Here is a 13,641-nt window from a genome sequence, read left to right as displayed (position 1 = left end):
TCAACCCTTCAGCTTGGCGGCTGTCAGATCCAGACTGAGCCTGGCTAGCTTGACCAATTCATCAACCTGTTCCTCGGTGATCACCAAGGGGGGCGATATGATCATGGTATCGCCTACCGCCCTCATCACCAAGCCATTGTTAAAACAGAATTCCCGGCAAGTCATCCCGGCATTGGCATGGGCCGGGAAACGCCGGTTGGTCTGCTTGTCCTGGACGATTTCCAGGGCTGCGACCAGCCCGCGGCCACGGGTTTCACCCACCAGCGGGTGGTCAGCCAGCTCTGCCCAGCGGCGCTGCAAATAGGGGCCGATGGTATCATGCACTCGCTTAACTATGCTCTCCTTTTGCATAAGCTGGATATTGGCCACCGCCACCGCGCAAGAGACCGGATGGCCCGAGTAGGTGAAGCCGTGGTTGAACTCGCCCCCCTCTTCCACCAGCCCCTTGGCAACCCGGTCACTCACCATCACAGCGCCGAGCGGCAGATAACCGGAGGTAATCCCCTTGGCCAGACACATCAGATCCGGCTTGATGCCAAACCCTTCGCTGGCAAACCAGTGGCCGGTACGGCCAAAGCCGCAGATCACCTCGTCGGCTATCAGCAAAATGCCGTAGTGATCGCAGATGCGCTGGATCTCCGGCCAGTAGCTGTCAGGCGGAATGATGACACCGCCCGCCCCCTGGATCGGCTCGCCGATAAAGGCGGCCACCTTCTCCACCCCCAGCTCCAGAATCTTCTGCTCCAGCTGACGGGCCCGCTCCAGCCCGAACTCGTGGGCACTCATCCCCTGCCCCTCACCGAAGTGATAAGGCTGGTCGATGTGCACTATGCCGGGAATGGGCAGACCACCCTGGGCATGCATCCCTTTCATGCCACCCAGACTCGCCCCCGCCACGGTGGAGCCGTGATAGGCGTTGTGGCGGCTGATGATCACCTGTTTTTCCGGTTGCCCTTTGCTGGCCCAGTAGTGGCGCACCATCCGCAGCACGGTGTCGTTGCACTCGGAGCCGGAGCCGGTAAAGAAGACATGGTTGAGATGGGATGGCGTCACTTCGGCCAGCAAGGTGGCCAGCTCGATCACCGGCGGGTGCGCGGTCTGGAAGAAGAGGTTGTAGTAGGGCAACTGCTGCATCTGACGGGTGGCAGCATCCACCAGCTCCTGCCGACCATAGCCCATATTGACGCACCAAAGCCCCGCCATGCCGTCCAGAATGCGCTTGCCTTCGGAGTCTTCCAGATAGACGCCACTGGCTTTGGTGATGATACGGCTGCCCTTCTTGTTCAGAGCCTGAAAGTCGGTAAAGGGGTGCAGGTGGTGGCTGGCATCCTGCTGCTGCCACTCACGGGTAGTCTGTTGCATTGTTAGCTCCTCGGTTCCTTCGATTTAGCTGGTTCTGTTCGTCAATCATCAGGAGGGCTGCCACTTTCGCGTGGACTGCGGCACGGCCTGCTCCTCACATCCTTCAATTCGAGCCAAAAACTGTTATCAACCATGCAACCAGAGCGGTGGCGAGCCAACTTCCGCTCACAACCATCCTCAGGCGGAGGCACTCCTCCATCCCGTATTACCGGTTACAGGCAGGGGAGGCAGCCTGCCTCCCCGATTCGGACGATGCGTGGCCGGCACGCATCCGGGTCAGACGTTCAGCAGCAGGAACTCTCGCTCCCAGCGGCTGATCACCCCGAAGTAGGTCTCGTACTCTTTGCGTTTGACCGCGACAAAGGCGCGTGTGAAGCGCTCCCCCAACATCTCCTTGATCGGCTCGCACTGTTCGAGATGGCTGAGCGCCTCCTCCAGCGAGCGGGGCAGACTGTAGGGCAGGTCGTAGGCGCTGGATTTCATCTCCTGCATGGGCTCCAGCTTCTCCATCATGCCGAGATAGCCGCACGCCAGGGTGGCGGCCAGCGCCAGATAGGGGTTGGCATCGGCACCGGCGAAGCGGTTCTCCACCCGGCGGGCACTGGGGTCGGAGAAGGGTACCCGCAGACCACAGGTGCGGTTCTCGACACCCCACTGGACGTTGCGTGGCGCGCTCTCACCGAAGGTGAGGCGGCGGTAGGAGTTGACGTTGGGAGCCAGCAGGGCTGTCACCGCCGGGGTGTACTTCTGCAGACCTGCGATGAAATGCATGAAGAGTTCGGAGTTGCCGCCATCCGGGGTACCGAACAGATTTCGACCGTTCATATCCTCCAGACTCTGGTGGATGTGCATGGCGGAGCCCGGCTCGTTGCTCATCGGCTTGGCCATAAAGGTGGCGTAGATGCCGTGGCGATGGGCCGCCTCACGCATGGTGCGCTTGAAAAGGAACACCTGATCCGCCAGATCGATGGCATCCCCGTGCAGGAAGTTGATCTCCATCTGGGCAGCACCGGACTCGTGGATCAGGGTATCCACCTCCAGCTCCTGCGCTTCGCAGTAGTCATACATGTCTTCGAAGATGGGATCGAACTCGTTGACCGCATCGATACTGAAGGACTGGCGAGCGGTCTCCGGACGGCCGTTGCGCCCTACCGGCGGCATCAGTGGATAGTCGGGGTCTTCGTTGCGGGTGACCAGATAGAACTCCAGCTCGGGCGCCACCACCGGCTTCCAGCCCTGAGCCTCGTAAAATGACAGAACCCGACGCAGTACGGAGCGAGGTGCAATGTCGATCAGCTTGCCGTTGACGTCGTAACAGTCATGGATAACCTGAGCGGTAGGTTCCAGCGCCCAAGGGACGAAACGGATGGTGTTGGGGTCAGGATAGAGCTGCATGTCCCGCTCCAGCGGATCGATCATGCTGTCGTCATCCGGATATTCGCCGGTCACTGTCTGGGTGAAGATCACCTCGGGCAGACGCATGCCCCCTTCTCGCAAAAACTTGTTGGCTGGGATGATCTTGCCCCGGGCGTTGCCGGTGAAATCAGGGAAGAGACACTCCACTTCCGTGATGCGATTGCTCTCCATCCAGCCCTTGATACTGTCCATGTTAAACCCCGACTCTACGGTTGCCATTGGCAAGGGTGTCTAATATATGGAACACCCTTGTTATCAAATTGTAATCAACACCACCATAAAAGCCCGCTATCAGGGGTAATGTCAAGCAGTGGTGTTTAAAAAACTATAAATAACGGCGCATATAATGACCAAGTCGGCACCAAATACTAAACACTCGTGGCCTCGCCTCTCCCCAGTGCAAAGCCGGTGCCAACCGGCCAAAACCAGATGTCAGATCCCGTCAGATCAGCCGCTAAAGGGGCCATTTTTTTGCAAAGGCGCACAATCCCTGTCCTATTTGCTTTGCTTGGCTGCTTTTTTTTGGTACAAGGCCCGCCCTGATTTGCACTCTCTTGCATGAAAACGGTGCAAATCAGACGAGAAGGGCTTGGTCTGCAGGCAGACAGCCCCCATAAACAGGGATAATTGGGTTAGTAAACTGACTGGTAGTAAATCGTATGTGTGATTTCATGACTGAAGACCAACTGGCCTTTTACAAGGGGCAGATCGAGCGGCAGATCGCCGAGCTCGAAGAGCGCCTGAACTCCCAGGCCAGCCAGGCCATCGCCACCGACACCAACGAGATGGCCGATGAAATTGACCGTGCCAGTATCGAGGAAGCCCGCCGTCTGGAGCTGAACCGCATCGAGCACGACAAGCTGCACCTGCGCAAGCTGAGGGGCGCATTGAAGCGAATGAACGATGGAGATTTCGGTTACTGTGAATCTTGTGGTGACGAGATCTCTCTCAAGCGGCTGCAAGCTCGTCCAGAGTCCCGTTTCTGCGTCGAATGCCAGAGCACCAAGGAATTTAACGATACCCACGTGTTCCGCCGCGTCGCCTGATTCTTCGAAGAACCGTCACCATTCAGGTGCAACAGACGCCAGCAAGGCTGGGCCCGCGCTCAACCTTGCACAACGCCTCGCAGCAAGATGGTGACAAGTTCTGTTAGACTCCGGACACCTTCCGGAATCTACAGGAGAACAGAGAGTGAAATGGCTCATCAAGCTGTGTTTGTGCCTGCCACTGCTGGCACAAGCACAGGTTCTGACGGTCAAGGTCCCCAGCCGTCCCGTCAACAATCTTGACCAAGAGTACCAGTACAAGCTGCTGGAACTGGCCCTGACCCGCTCCGGGCAACCCTTTCGCATCCAGCCTGTCGAACTCGACCTCAACCAGTTCACCCTCCAGCAGCAGCTGAGCAAGGGCAAGACCATCAACGTCTTCTGGATGGGCACCTCCAGCGCACTCGAATCCTCCCTGATTGCCGTCCCCATTCCGCTGTTTCGCGGGCTGGAAGGATTGCGGTTGTCGTTCATCCACGCGGACGCTCAGGAGAAGTTCAACCAGATCAATACCCTGGCCGACCTCAAACAGCTTAAGGCGGCGCAAGGGGTCGGTTGGGCCGATAACAAAATTCTGGAAAATGCGGGCATCCCGACCTTCTCCGGCCGATACAGCAGCCTGTTTCGCCTTATCAACGACGGCGACAAGATCGACTTCTTCCCGCGCGCCCTGGTGGAGATCTTCGCCGAGCGCAGCGAGCTGGTGGCGCAGTATCCCAACCTCGCTATCGAGCAGCATCTGCTGATCCGCTACCCCTTCGCCCAGTTCTTCTTCGTCAGCCCCGAATACCCCAAGCTGGCCAAGGCGATTCAGACCGGGCTGGAGCGGGCCTATGCCGATGGCAGCTTTATGAAGTTCTTCAATGACAACCCCAAGATCCGCGAAGCGCTCGCCAGCGCCAACCTCGATCAGCGGGTCACCATCGCCCTGCCCAATCCGGATATGACCCCGTTGCTAAAATCCATTCCGGCCCAATATTGGGAGTATCCACCGCAGGGATAAGCATCGCGAGCGCCTGACCACGAAGGTCAGGCAGCGAGAACACAGTGCGCCAGGGAGGTGCTATGAAGGGAATCCAGGAGTGGTTTGCGCAGTACGGCCAGAGCCATCGCCATCCGGTCAACGTCGCCATCCACAAACTGGCGGTGCCGGGCATCTATCTCTGCTCGCTGGCGCTGCTCTGGTGTCTGCCACACGGGCCCTTGCCAGAGCCCCTCAACTGGGCGGCAGTGGCAGCCATTCCGGTGCTGCTGTTCTATTTGCAGCTGTCGTTTTCGCTGTTCGCGGGGATGGCCGGGCTAACCGCGCTCGGGCTGGCCTTCTGCCACCAATGGCAGGGGCCGCTGTTGTGGCCCGCCGTGACAGCGTTCGTGCTGCTCTGGATAGCCCAGTTTGTCGGCCACAAGATCGAGGGCAAGCGCCCCTCCTTCCTCGCCGACCTGCAATTTCTGCTGATAGGCCCCGCCTGGGTGCTTGCCAGCCTCTATCGTCGCCTGGGCATTCCCTATTGAGGAGTGCCGGGCCAACAGGAGAGACCATGACACATAACCACACGCGACATAACGCCCTGCGCCGCGCCCTGCCCCTGCTGCTGGGGGCCCTGTTTGCCGGCCCGGCGCTGGCCGACAAGGCCGACCCGGTCGGTGAAGTGAGCACAGCCTTCAAGCTGTTTGGCCCCAACCACAAGATCCTGGTGGAGGCATTCGACGACCCGCGCATCGACGGTGTCGCCTGCTATCTGGCGCGCCCCAAGACAGGTGGCGTCAAAGGTGGGCTGGGACTGGCGGAAGATCCCTCCCACGCCTCCCTGTCGTGCCACCAGATCGGCCCCATCACCCTGCCCGAAAAGCTGAAAGCGGGGGAAGAGGTGTTCGATGTCAGCACTTCGCTGGTGTTCAAGGAGCAGAAAGTGGTGCGTTTTTACGACAAGAAACGCAATGCACTGGTTTACCTGACCTACAGCACCAAACTGGTGGATGGTTCGTACAAAAGTGCAGTCAGCGCCGTTCCCATCATGCCGTGGGGACAATAACCAGCCGGTTTGTCCGGTGATAGCTGACCCATTTTGTTGTAATTTGACGACACACACGCTGCGGAGCACATACCATGAAAGTCGCCGTATTCAGTACCAAGAGCTATGACAAAGAGCATTTCAACCAGGCCAACAGCCAGTACGGCTTCGACCTAGAGTTTTTCGATGTGCGGCTGGAGGCCAAAACGGCCCGACTGGCTCACGGCTTCCCAGTGGTGTGTCTGTTCGTCAATGACGATGCCGACCGCGAGGTATTGACCGAACTGGCTGCCAACGGCACCCAGGTGATCGCCCTGCGCTGCGCCGGTTACAACAACGTGGACCTGGCCGCGGCCAAAGAGCTGGGGCTGAAAGTGGTGCGGGTGCCCGCCTACTCCCCCGAGGCGACCGCAGAACACGCGGTCGGCATGATGATGTGCCTCAACCGCCGCATCCACAAAGCCTATCAGCGCACCCGCGACGCCAACTTCTCGCTGGAGGGGCTGGTCGGCTTCAACATGCATGGCAAGACCGTTGGCGTCATCGGCACCGGCAAGATCGGTCTGGCCGCCCTGCGCATCCTCAAGGGCTTCGGGGTTCGCCTGCTGGTCAACGATCCTTACCAGAATCCGGCAGCCATCGAGCTGGGTGCCGAGTACGTGGATCTCGATACCCTGTTCCGCCAATCCGACATCATCAGCCTGCACTGCCCGCTGTTCAAAGAGAACTACCACCTGTTGAACAAGGAGGCATTTGCCAAGATGAAGGACGGGGTAATGATCATCAACACCAGCCGTGGCGGCCTGCTCGACTCCAATGCCGCCATCGAGGCGCTCAAGACTTCCCGTATCGGTGCTCTGGGGCTGGACGTCTACGAAGAGGAAGAGGATCTCTTCTTCTCCGACAAGTCCAACGAGGTGATCACCGATGACGTTTTCCGCCGTCTGTCCGCCTGCCACAACGTGCTGTTCACCGGCCATCAGGCGTTCCTGACCCGCGAGGCGCTGCACGCCATCGCCGATACCACCCTCGGCAATATCCGCGCTATCGAGAGCCAGGGCCGCTGCGACAACGAAGTGGAATAAGGGCTCGCCCTCTCTTCGTCACGCGCCGGGTTGTGAGACCCGGCGCCTTCGGGTAGGCTAGCCCCCCTTTTTTATTCAGGAGTCTGGCGCCCATGTTTATCGGATTTGATTACGGCACCTCCAACTGTGCCGTGGCCGTGATGGAACAAGGTAGCCCCAGGCTGCTGAATCTTGGTGCATCCCGCTATCTCCCCTCCACCCTGCATGCCCCCCACCGGGATGCTATCGCCGGTCTGTTGGCCGAAGGGCTGGCCCCCGCCCAGCAGGCGGAGTACCTCAAGCTGCGTGGCCCCGTGGTCACCCGTGCCCAGATGGTTCGCCGCCAGATGCGCGAAGAGGGACTGATCGACGAGCTGAGCTTTGGCGGCGCTGCACTGGAGCGCTATCTGGAAGAGCCGGACGACGGCTACTACATCAAATCGCCGAAATCCTTTCTCGGCGCCTATGGCCTCAAGGCCCCCCAGATCGCCCTGTTTGAAGACATCGTCTGCGCCATGATGCTCCACGTCCGCCAGCAGGCGGAGCAGCAGCTCGGTGCCCCGATCCGCCAGGCGGTGATCGGCCGTCCGGTCAACTTCCAGGGGCTGGCGGGGGAAGAGAGCAACCAGCAAGCTATCGCCATCCTGACCGAGGCAGCCCGTCTGGCCGGTTTCGAGCAGGTGGAGTTCCTCTATGAACCGGTGGCCGCCGGGTTTGAATTCGAGGCGCGCCTCACCGAAGACGCCGTGGTGCTGGTAGTGGATATCGGCGGCGGTACCACCGACTGCTCCATGCTGCGGATGGGTCCCAGCTACCGCGATCAGCTGGATCGCAGCGGCGATCTGCTCGGCCACAGCGGCCAGCGGATCGGCGGCAACGACTTCGATATCCGCCTGACGGTGGAGGGGATGATGCCGCTGCTCGGCATGCACGAGACCCTCAAGACCGGCAAGCCGCTGCCCCACCCGCTGTTCTGGGATGCGGCCGCCATCAACGACGTCAGCGCCCAGAGCCGCTTCTACAGCCTCGACACCGCCCGCCAGCTGCAGGATCTGCAGCTCGACAGCCAGCCCGGCAGCAAGTTGGGGCGTCTGGCCAGCCTGCGGGCCCACAAGCTGAGCCACCAGCTGGTGTGGCGTGCCGAGCAGGGCAAGATCGCCCTCTCGGAGCAGGAACTCAATCGCCAGTCGCTGGCCGAGCTGGAAAAAGGGCTGGAAGCGGAGCTGACCCGCGAACAGCTGGCCAACGCCTCGGCCCTGCTGCTGGAAAAAATTGGCGAGCTGATGGACGAAGCGATTGCCGCTGCCGGAGTGCAGCCTGATCGCATCTTCGTCACCGGTGGTAGCGCCCGCTCGCCGCTGATCGCCAGCTTTATCCGCCAGAAGCTCCCCTCCATCCCGCTTGAGGGTGGCGATGACTTCGGCTCGGTGGCTGCCGGTCTTGCCCGTTATGCCGAGCGGCTGTTCGTCAACTGAGCCCTGAGATAGCGTAAATCGATTGCAACATCACCCGGGTGTTGCCATTAAGCGACAGTCACGCGGGACAAGGGACGACAGAAGCGGTCGGTCGTCCCCTCTCCCGCCCTGCTCCCGACTGCCCAAAAAGGGTATTCTTGACGCTCCCCCAACCGGAGCCCCCTCATGCCCAGATTGCCCTTTTTGTTGCTGATCCCCCTGTTACTGCTCGCTGGCTGCAGCTCGACCGCCTTTGTTCAGCAAGATCTGCAACACCACCACTGGGTACTGAGCAAACTGGATGGCGAACCGATCGAGGCCCCCCGCGACAATCCCCCCGATTTCGAGATCGGCGAGCACTTCACCGTCAATGGCATCGCCGGTTGCAACCGCTACTTCGGTCAGGGCCATCTGGAAGATGACAAACTGTGGGTCACCAGTCTGGGCAGTACCGAAATGGCCTGCATGCCGCCGCTGGACGCCATAGAACAGGCCGTGCTGACCACCCTGACCGAGGGGGCGACTTTGAGCGGCACCAGCCAGAGCCTGATCCTGCAGGGCAAACGGCACCGTTTGGAATACACCTTGCGCGACTGGGTGTTCTAGCGCTCACAAAGCCGCATCACAAACAGGAACATGTTGTCCGGCTGTGGCACAATATGAGGCAGAGTTCGCAATGGAGGCTGCCTCAGCCATGTCGATGGATCGCCTGTTTGACAAGATCAAACAACTCCCCACTATTCCCAAGCTGCTGCACGAGTTGATGCAGAGCTTCAACGACGAGAATGCCCGCATCGACCAGATTGCGGCCAAGATCGCCATGGACCAGGTGATCAGCGTCAAGGTGCTAAAGATGGCCAACTCGGCCGCCCTGCGCCGGGGCAACGAAGTGACCTCCATTGAGCAGGCGGTGATCCGGCTCGGCTTCAACCGGCTGCGCTCCGTGGTGGTCGCCTCCGGCATCATCGGCACCTTCAAGGCCCCGCCCAGCTTCGACAAGAACAAGTTCTGGACCGAGACCTTCCAGGTCGCCACCATAGCCCGAACCCTGGCCCAGGAGGCCAAGGTGATGGATCCCGAGACCGCCTTCACCTGTGCCCTGATCCACAACATCGGCGAACTGCTTATCCAGAGCACCTTGCCGGAGGAGGCCGAGCTCATCAACATGGCGATCCAGAACGGCAGCAGCCGGGTCGAGGCCCAGCGGGAGATGCTGGGCTACGACTATGCCCAGCTCGGTGCCGAGCTGGCGCGGCGCTGGAACCTCTCCGAGGCCTTCGTCGATGCCATCTCCCAACAGCTTGACCCGCTCTCCCACGATCCGGTCAGCAAGGAGGCGGTGCTGATCCGCCTCGCCGTGTTTATCTCCTTCGCCTGGAACGCGGGCGTGCCTGCCCAGGCCATCATCGCCCGCTTCCCCAAACCGCTCGCCGACCAGTTGGGACTGGATCCCAAGTCGCTGGCAGGCCAGCTCGAAACACTGCATGAACAGGGTAATGCCCTCGCCGATCTTCTGACTCAATAAGCATCATGACCCATCCGTTTCTGTTTCATCCCCAGGTGGCGCCCTGGTTCAAAGAGAGCGCCGACGCACTGCAATTGACCCTCTTTAGCGAGCTGGATGCGCCGATCCGCGAGGTATGGCTGCGCCACGAGCCGGATAACGAGGAGTACCTGATCCCGATGACGGCGGTCTCCACCCGCGATCGGCTGCAGGTATGGCAGGCGACTCTGCCGCTCATCAAGGGACAAGATATCCACCTCTACAGCTTCAAGTGCCTCACCGACGAGGAGCAGTGGTGGCTGCACGGGGCGGGCGTCAGCGCGTCCATGCCGCCACGGGAGCAACATTTTCGCTTCAACAGCCTGCACCAGCCACCGGCCTGGGTGCAGGATCAGGTGTTCTACCAGATCTTCCCCGACCGCTTCTGCAACGGCGATCCGTCGCTGAGCGTCAAGCATCACGAGTACGAGTACCGTGGCAAGGCTGTGATCAGCAAGGCGTGGGGCGAGCCGGTCAGCCGTCACGAAGAGGGCCACGGCGCCTGCGAATTCTATGGTGGGGATCTGGCGGGGATCGATGCCAAGCTGCACTACCTGCAATCCCTCGGGGTGACGGCGCTCTACCTCAACCCAATCTTCGATTCACCGAGCAACCACAAGTACGACACCCAGAACTACTTCAAGGTGGATGCCCATCTCGGCAGCAACGAGCAGTTCGCCGAGCTGACCCGCAACCTGCACCAGCGCGGCATGAAGATCATCCTCGATGCGGTGGTCAACCACACCTCTACCGAACACCCCTGGTTCTGCCCGCCACTGGGAGCCCAGAGCAACCCGGACTCCCCGTGGCGCAGCTTCTACACCTTTGACAAAGAAGGGGATTACGTCAGCTGGAAGGGCATTCGCAGCCTGCCCAAGCTCGACTTCTCCTGCGAGAAGGTACAGGACGCCGTCTATCGGGCCGACGACGCCATCCTCCGTTACTGGATGCGCGCCCCCTACCAGATCGACGGCTGGCGCTTTGACGTCATCCACATGCTGGGCGAGCGCGGCACCGCCGAGGGTAACCGCAGTCACGTGCGCGCCATTCGCGGGGCAGTGAAGCAGGAGAACCCGGATGCCTATGTGCTCGGCGAACACTTCTTCGAGGCGAGCCAGTGGCTGCAAGGGGATCAGGAGGACGGCGCCATGAACTACTACGGCTTCGCTCACCCGATCCGCGCCTTCCTTGCGGGGCAGGATATCGCCTACCATCCCATCAAGATCAGCGCCGAAGAGCTGGATCGCTGGCTCAAGCTGGCGCGGGCCCATATCCCGTTCAAGAACCAGCTGGCCCAGTTCAACCTGCTGGACAGCCACGATACCGCCCGCTTCCTCCACCTGCTGGGTGAAGACAAGCAGCGGATGCAGCTGGCCGCCACCCTGCTGCTCACCTATATCGGTGTGCCCTCCATCTACTACGGCGATGAAGTAGGGCTCTCCGGCGGCAACGATCCGGACTGCCGCCGCTGCTTCCCGTGGGATACCACTGATTGGGATCACGTGCTGCACGACCACTATCGTCGGCTGATCCAGATCCGCCGCCAGCGCCCCTCCCTGCGCCGTGGCGATATCCAGACCCTCTACGCCGGGCCCCACAGCTATGTGTTCGCCCGTACCCTGCAAAGCGATCAGGTGGTGGTGGCCTGCAACCGTCACCCGAGCGAGCCGCGCACCATCAGCCTGCCCCTGTGGCAGACCGCCAGCCCCGCCAGCCGCTTCACAGACGCCTTCAACGGCGAAAAGTTCGAAGTAGTACAAGGCGAATTGCAGCTCACCATCCCGGCCAACTCGGCCCGGGTACTGATCTCCAGCTGAGCGAACAACTTACGCGCTGAAAAACAAAACCGGAGTCCAAGGCTCCGGTTTTTTATTCCGTTCAATCCACCATGGCGTTCGGCTCTTTGCCTGCCGACATCAGTAATTGATGCTGACGTAGGGTACTTCCGGCACCTGCCAGCGCTGCTTGAGGTAGACGGTGAGCACGAAGAAGAAGTTGGCCAGCAGGTTAGCGAAGCGATAGAGAATGGGATCGAAGGCCACCTCGCTCTCTTCCAGCCGCACCAGCAGCCGCACCACCTTCTTGCTGCCACAGCGGCAAAGATGGAGGGTTGGAATGGGCTGCGGCCCCTGTGGCAGCACAAAACCGGTGACGCTACCGCGACTTGCCTCGTTGTAGTGGTCGTAACGGGCCTTGAGCCACTCAAGATCTGCGTCGAAGATCCCCAGCTTGCCGCGTACCGAGCCGTTGAGGTTGTAGATAAGCCGCTGCAACGCCGCGAGATCCGCCATCACGGGCCGGGTATCCGCATCCGGCGCAAGGTGTGACAGCACGGCCCCAACCTGACAACAGAGCTCGTCGGTGGCGATTTCAAAATCACATTTGAACGAGGTTTCGAAGATAAAGGGGTAGCAGAGCTCGCGCTTGTCTCTTGGCTTCTTGGGGTTCATGGGGCAACCGGATTGGAGAAAAGGCCAGTTTGCCAGCCCCGGGAAGGGCTGGCAAACGGCAGCTCATTACTTGCGTTACGCGCTGTGGCTCAGGCGTTCTTACTGGCGGGCTCGGTGGACGGCTGGAACTGGCCGATCATCCGCAGCGCCTCCAGCATGCGCTGGTTGAAGTTGGTGAAGCTGCTGATCTGTGCCGGATCGCTCTGACCGCGAGCGGCCAGCACTGCCGGGGTCAGCGCCTGTTGCTGGGACTCCGGCAGCAGGGTATCTGCCTGCTTCTGTACCTGATCCAGCTTGGGCAGATAGTCGGCAAACGGCTTGAGCAGATCCTGCAGGGAGCTGGCCCCCTGATAGGTCTGGCTCAACTTGACGCTCTGCTTGAGTTTGAGGGAATAGGAGGCCAGCTGACTGTCGTCCAGCTTCAGTTCATTCGCCTTATCCAGCAGATCCTCGAAGTTGCCGGAGAAGAAGTTCCCCGCCAGCTCGTCGATCCCCTTGACCAGCTTGCCGATGGACTCCATCTCGTCGCTGTTGAGATCCCCCTCCAGTGAGAAGCTGAAGCTCTGACTCGATTTGAGGCTGAACTGACTGCCGCTCTCATCCTTCTGGGACTTGCTCTGCCAGCTGTCGTTGAAGCGCAGCACCACCTTGTCGCCATCCTTGGTCTGGATTTCCAGATAGCCCTGCTGGCGGCTGGCCATCTCGGCCTGCCCCATGTCGGTCGGGGAGACCTTGCCGAAGAACTCCTTCTCGAACTCCTCGAGCCCCTTCTGGATCAGCTTGTAGCTCTGATCGATACCGGTCTTGATATCCTCGTTGTCGGTCGCCCACTTGCCGAGCTGTTTTTTTGCCTCGCCAAAACCATTTTCGATCCCCTTGCGGGCCTGTTCCATCATCCCGGTCAGGTCGTCATCGGATTTACCATCGGCCCGCGCGGCACCAAGCCGCCCGGTCACGAACTGCAACACGTTGTCCGCCACCGACTGGAAGTCGAACAGGGTCTCCGGAGTGATCTCTTCGGGCTCCTTCATTTTGGGAGCCTGATAGCCCTGGCCGTTAATCTCCAGCGAAAACTGCAGCGCCTGCTGGATCAGCACCTGCGCCCACTTGGGCGGCTTGTGCAAGGAGACCTCTTCCTCGCTCTTGACCTGTTTCGGCTCCGCCTGTTGGGGCGATTTGGGAGAAACACCCACTCCCTTGGGTTGGGCTGCGCCCACGCCTTCGATCTGCATAATGTGTCCTCCCACCATGCCTGTAGATCAGCTATCGGCCTGACTGAACACTTCTTAACCAC

13 protein-coding genes are annotated in these 13,641 nt (G+C 60.4%); 9 read left to right on the top strand and 4 right to left on the bottom strand.

The features are described from left to right. Both G5195_RS12525 and G5195_RS12520 read right to left on the bottom strand, forming a co-directional pair. Window positions 1-1,362: an aspartate aminotransferase family protein gene (locus G5195_RS12525; RefSeq protein ID WP_216979719.1), complete on the bottom strand. Its 1,362-nt coding sequence runs from the start codon at window positions 1,360-1,362 to the stop codon at window positions 1-3. A 276-nt stretch (window positions 1,363-1,638) separates the two neighbouring features. After that, entirely contained in the window at window positions 1,639-2,970 is a 1,332-nt protein-coding gene (locus G5195_RS12520) for a glutamine synthetase family protein (protein WP_005342613.1), read from the bottom strand. 467 nt (window positions 2,971-3,437) lie between these two features. Between G5195_RS12520 and G5195_RS12515 the strand changes: the two genes are divergently transcribed. The 9 genes from G5195_RS12515 (at window position 3,438) to malZ (ending at window position 11,714) form a co-directional block, all read left to right on the top strand. Beyond that, window positions 3,438-3,824 carry a TraR/DksA family transcriptional regulator gene (locus G5195_RS12515; protein WP_216952650.1) on the top strand — a complete coding sequence of 129 codons (387 nt, stop codon included), beginning with the start codon at window positions 3,438-3,440 and terminating at the stop codon, window positions 3,822-3,824. 145 nt (window positions 3,825-3,969) lie between these two features. Then, window positions 3,970-4,827 (top strand): hypothetical protein, encoded by an 858-nt coding sequence (locus G5195_RS12510; RefSeq protein ID WP_042081792.1) that lies wholly within the window; start codon window positions 3,970-3,972, stop codon window positions 4,825-4,827. A gap of 62 nt (window positions 4,828-4,889) precedes the next feature. Further along, window positions 4,890-5,336, top strand: coding sequence for a DUF962 domain-containing protein (locus G5195_RS12505; RefSeq protein ID WP_421221957.1), 447 nt, complete (start codon window positions 4,890-4,892; stop codon window positions 5,334-5,336). 26 nt (window positions 5,337-5,362) lie between these two features. Beyond that, window positions 5,363-5,857 carry a CreA family protein gene (locus tag G5195_RS12500; RefSeq protein ID WP_005355485.1) on the top strand — a complete coding sequence of 165 codons (495 nt, stop codon included), beginning with the start codon at window positions 5,363-5,365 and terminating at the stop codon, window positions 5,855-5,857. Window positions 5,858-5,931: 74 nt separating this feature from the next. Beyond that, on the top strand, window positions 5,932-6,921 hold the full coding sequence (locus tag G5195_RS12495; protein ID WP_005340720.1) for a 2-hydroxyacid dehydrogenase: 990 nt from the start codon (window positions 5,932-5,934) through the stop codon (window positions 6,919-6,921). A gap of 92 nt (window positions 6,922-7,013) precedes the next feature. Further along, window positions 7,014-8,375: a molecular chaperone gene (gene yegD / locus G5195_RS12490; RefSeq protein WP_421221961.1), complete on the top strand. Its 1,362-nt coding sequence runs from the start codon at window positions 7,014-7,016 to the stop codon at window positions 8,373-8,375. Window positions 8,376-8,540: 165 nt separating this feature from the next. Continuing rightward, window positions 8,541-8,960, top strand: coding sequence for an META domain-containing protein (locus G5195_RS12485; protein WP_270905936.1), 420 nt, complete (start codon window positions 8,541-8,543; stop codon window positions 8,958-8,960). A gap of 70 nt (window positions 8,961-9,030) precedes the next feature. Beyond that, complete coding sequence (locus G5195_RS12480; protein WP_270905935.1) at window positions 9,031-9,879, top strand: HDOD domain-containing protein; 849 nt, start codon at window positions 9,031-9,033, stop codon at window positions 9,877-9,879. A gap of 5 nt (window positions 9,880-9,884) precedes the next feature. Continuing rightward, a complete protein-coding gene (malZ, locus tag G5195_RS12475; protein WP_421221963.1) occupies window positions 9,885-11,714 on the top strand; it encodes a maltodextrin glucosidase in 1,830 nt (609 codons plus the stop codon). 99 nt (window positions 11,715-11,813) lie between these two features. Here the strand turns inward: malZ and G5195_RS12470 are convergent, their stop codons facing one another. Both G5195_RS12470 and G5195_RS12465 read right to left on the bottom strand, forming a co-directional pair. Beyond that, entirely contained in the window at window positions 11,814-12,347 is a 534-nt protein-coding gene (locus G5195_RS12470) for an ATP--cob(I)alamin adenosyltransferase (RefSeq protein ID WP_139739736.1), read from the bottom strand. An 89-nt stretch (window positions 12,348-12,436) separates the two neighbouring features. Next, window positions 12,437-13,579 (bottom strand): DUF5610 domain-containing protein, encoded by a 1,143-nt coding sequence (locus tag G5195_RS12465; protein WP_421221965.1) that lies wholly within the window; start codon window positions 13,577-13,579, stop codon window positions 12,437-12,439. Between the last annotated feature and the right edge of the window lie 62 nt (window positions 13,580-13,641).

This window comes from Aeromonas sp. 601039, from assembly GCF_049174415.1.
Taxonomy (GTDB): domain Bacteria; phylum Pseudomonadota; class Gammaproteobacteria; order Enterobacterales; family Aeromonadaceae; genus Aeromonas; species Aeromonas veronii_A.
This window is presented reverse-complemented; position numbering and strand designations above follow the sequence as displayed.

Bases quoted from the DNA above. Each gene is read 5' to 3' on its own strand.
- G5195_RS12500 (WP_005355485.1), top strand. From the start codon at position 5,363: ATGACACATAACCACACGCGACATAACGCCCTGCGCCGCGCCCTGCCC.
- G5195_RS12520 (WP_005342613.1), bottom strand. From the start codon at position 2,970: ATGGACAGTATCAAGGGCTGGATGGAGAGCAATCGCATCACGGAAGTG.
- yegD (WP_421221961.1), top strand. From the start codon at position 7,014: ATGTTTATCGGATTTGATTACGGCACCTCCAACTGTGCCGTGGCCGTG.
- malZ (WP_421221963.1), top strand. From the start codon at position 9,885: ATGACCCATCCGTTTCTGTTTCATCCCCAGGTGGCGCCCTGGTTCAAA.
- G5195_RS12515 (WP_216952650.1), top strand. From the start codon at position 3,438: ATGTGTGATTTCATGACTGAAGACCAACTGGCCTTTTACAAGGGGCAG.
- G5195_RS12505 (WP_421221957.1), top strand. From the start codon at position 4,890: ATGAAGGGAATCCAGGAGTGGTTTGCGCAGTACGGCCAGAGCCATCGC.
- G5195_RS12480 (WP_270905935.1), top strand. From the start codon at position 9,031: ATGGAGGCTGCCTCAGCCATGTCGATGGATCGCCTGTTTGACAAGATC.
- G5195_RS12525 (WP_216979719.1), bottom strand. From the start codon at position 1,362: ATGCAACAGACTACCCGTGAGTGGCAGCAGCAGGATGCCAGCCACCAC.
- G5195_RS12485 (WP_270905936.1), top strand. From the start codon at position 8,541: ATGCCCAGATTGCCCTTTTTGTTGCTGATCCCCCTGTTACTGCTCGCT.
- G5195_RS12465 (WP_421221965.1), bottom strand. From the start codon at position 13,579: ATGCAGATCGAAGGCGTGGGCGCAGCCCAACCCAAGGGAGTGGGTGTT.
- G5195_RS12495 (WP_005340720.1), top strand. From the start codon at position 5,932: ATGAAAGTCGCCGTATTCAGTACCAAGAGCTATGACAAAGAGCATTTC.
- G5195_RS12470 (WP_139739736.1), bottom strand. From the start codon at position 12,347: ATGAACCCCAAGAAGCCAAGAGACAAGCGCGAGCTCTGCTACCCCTTT.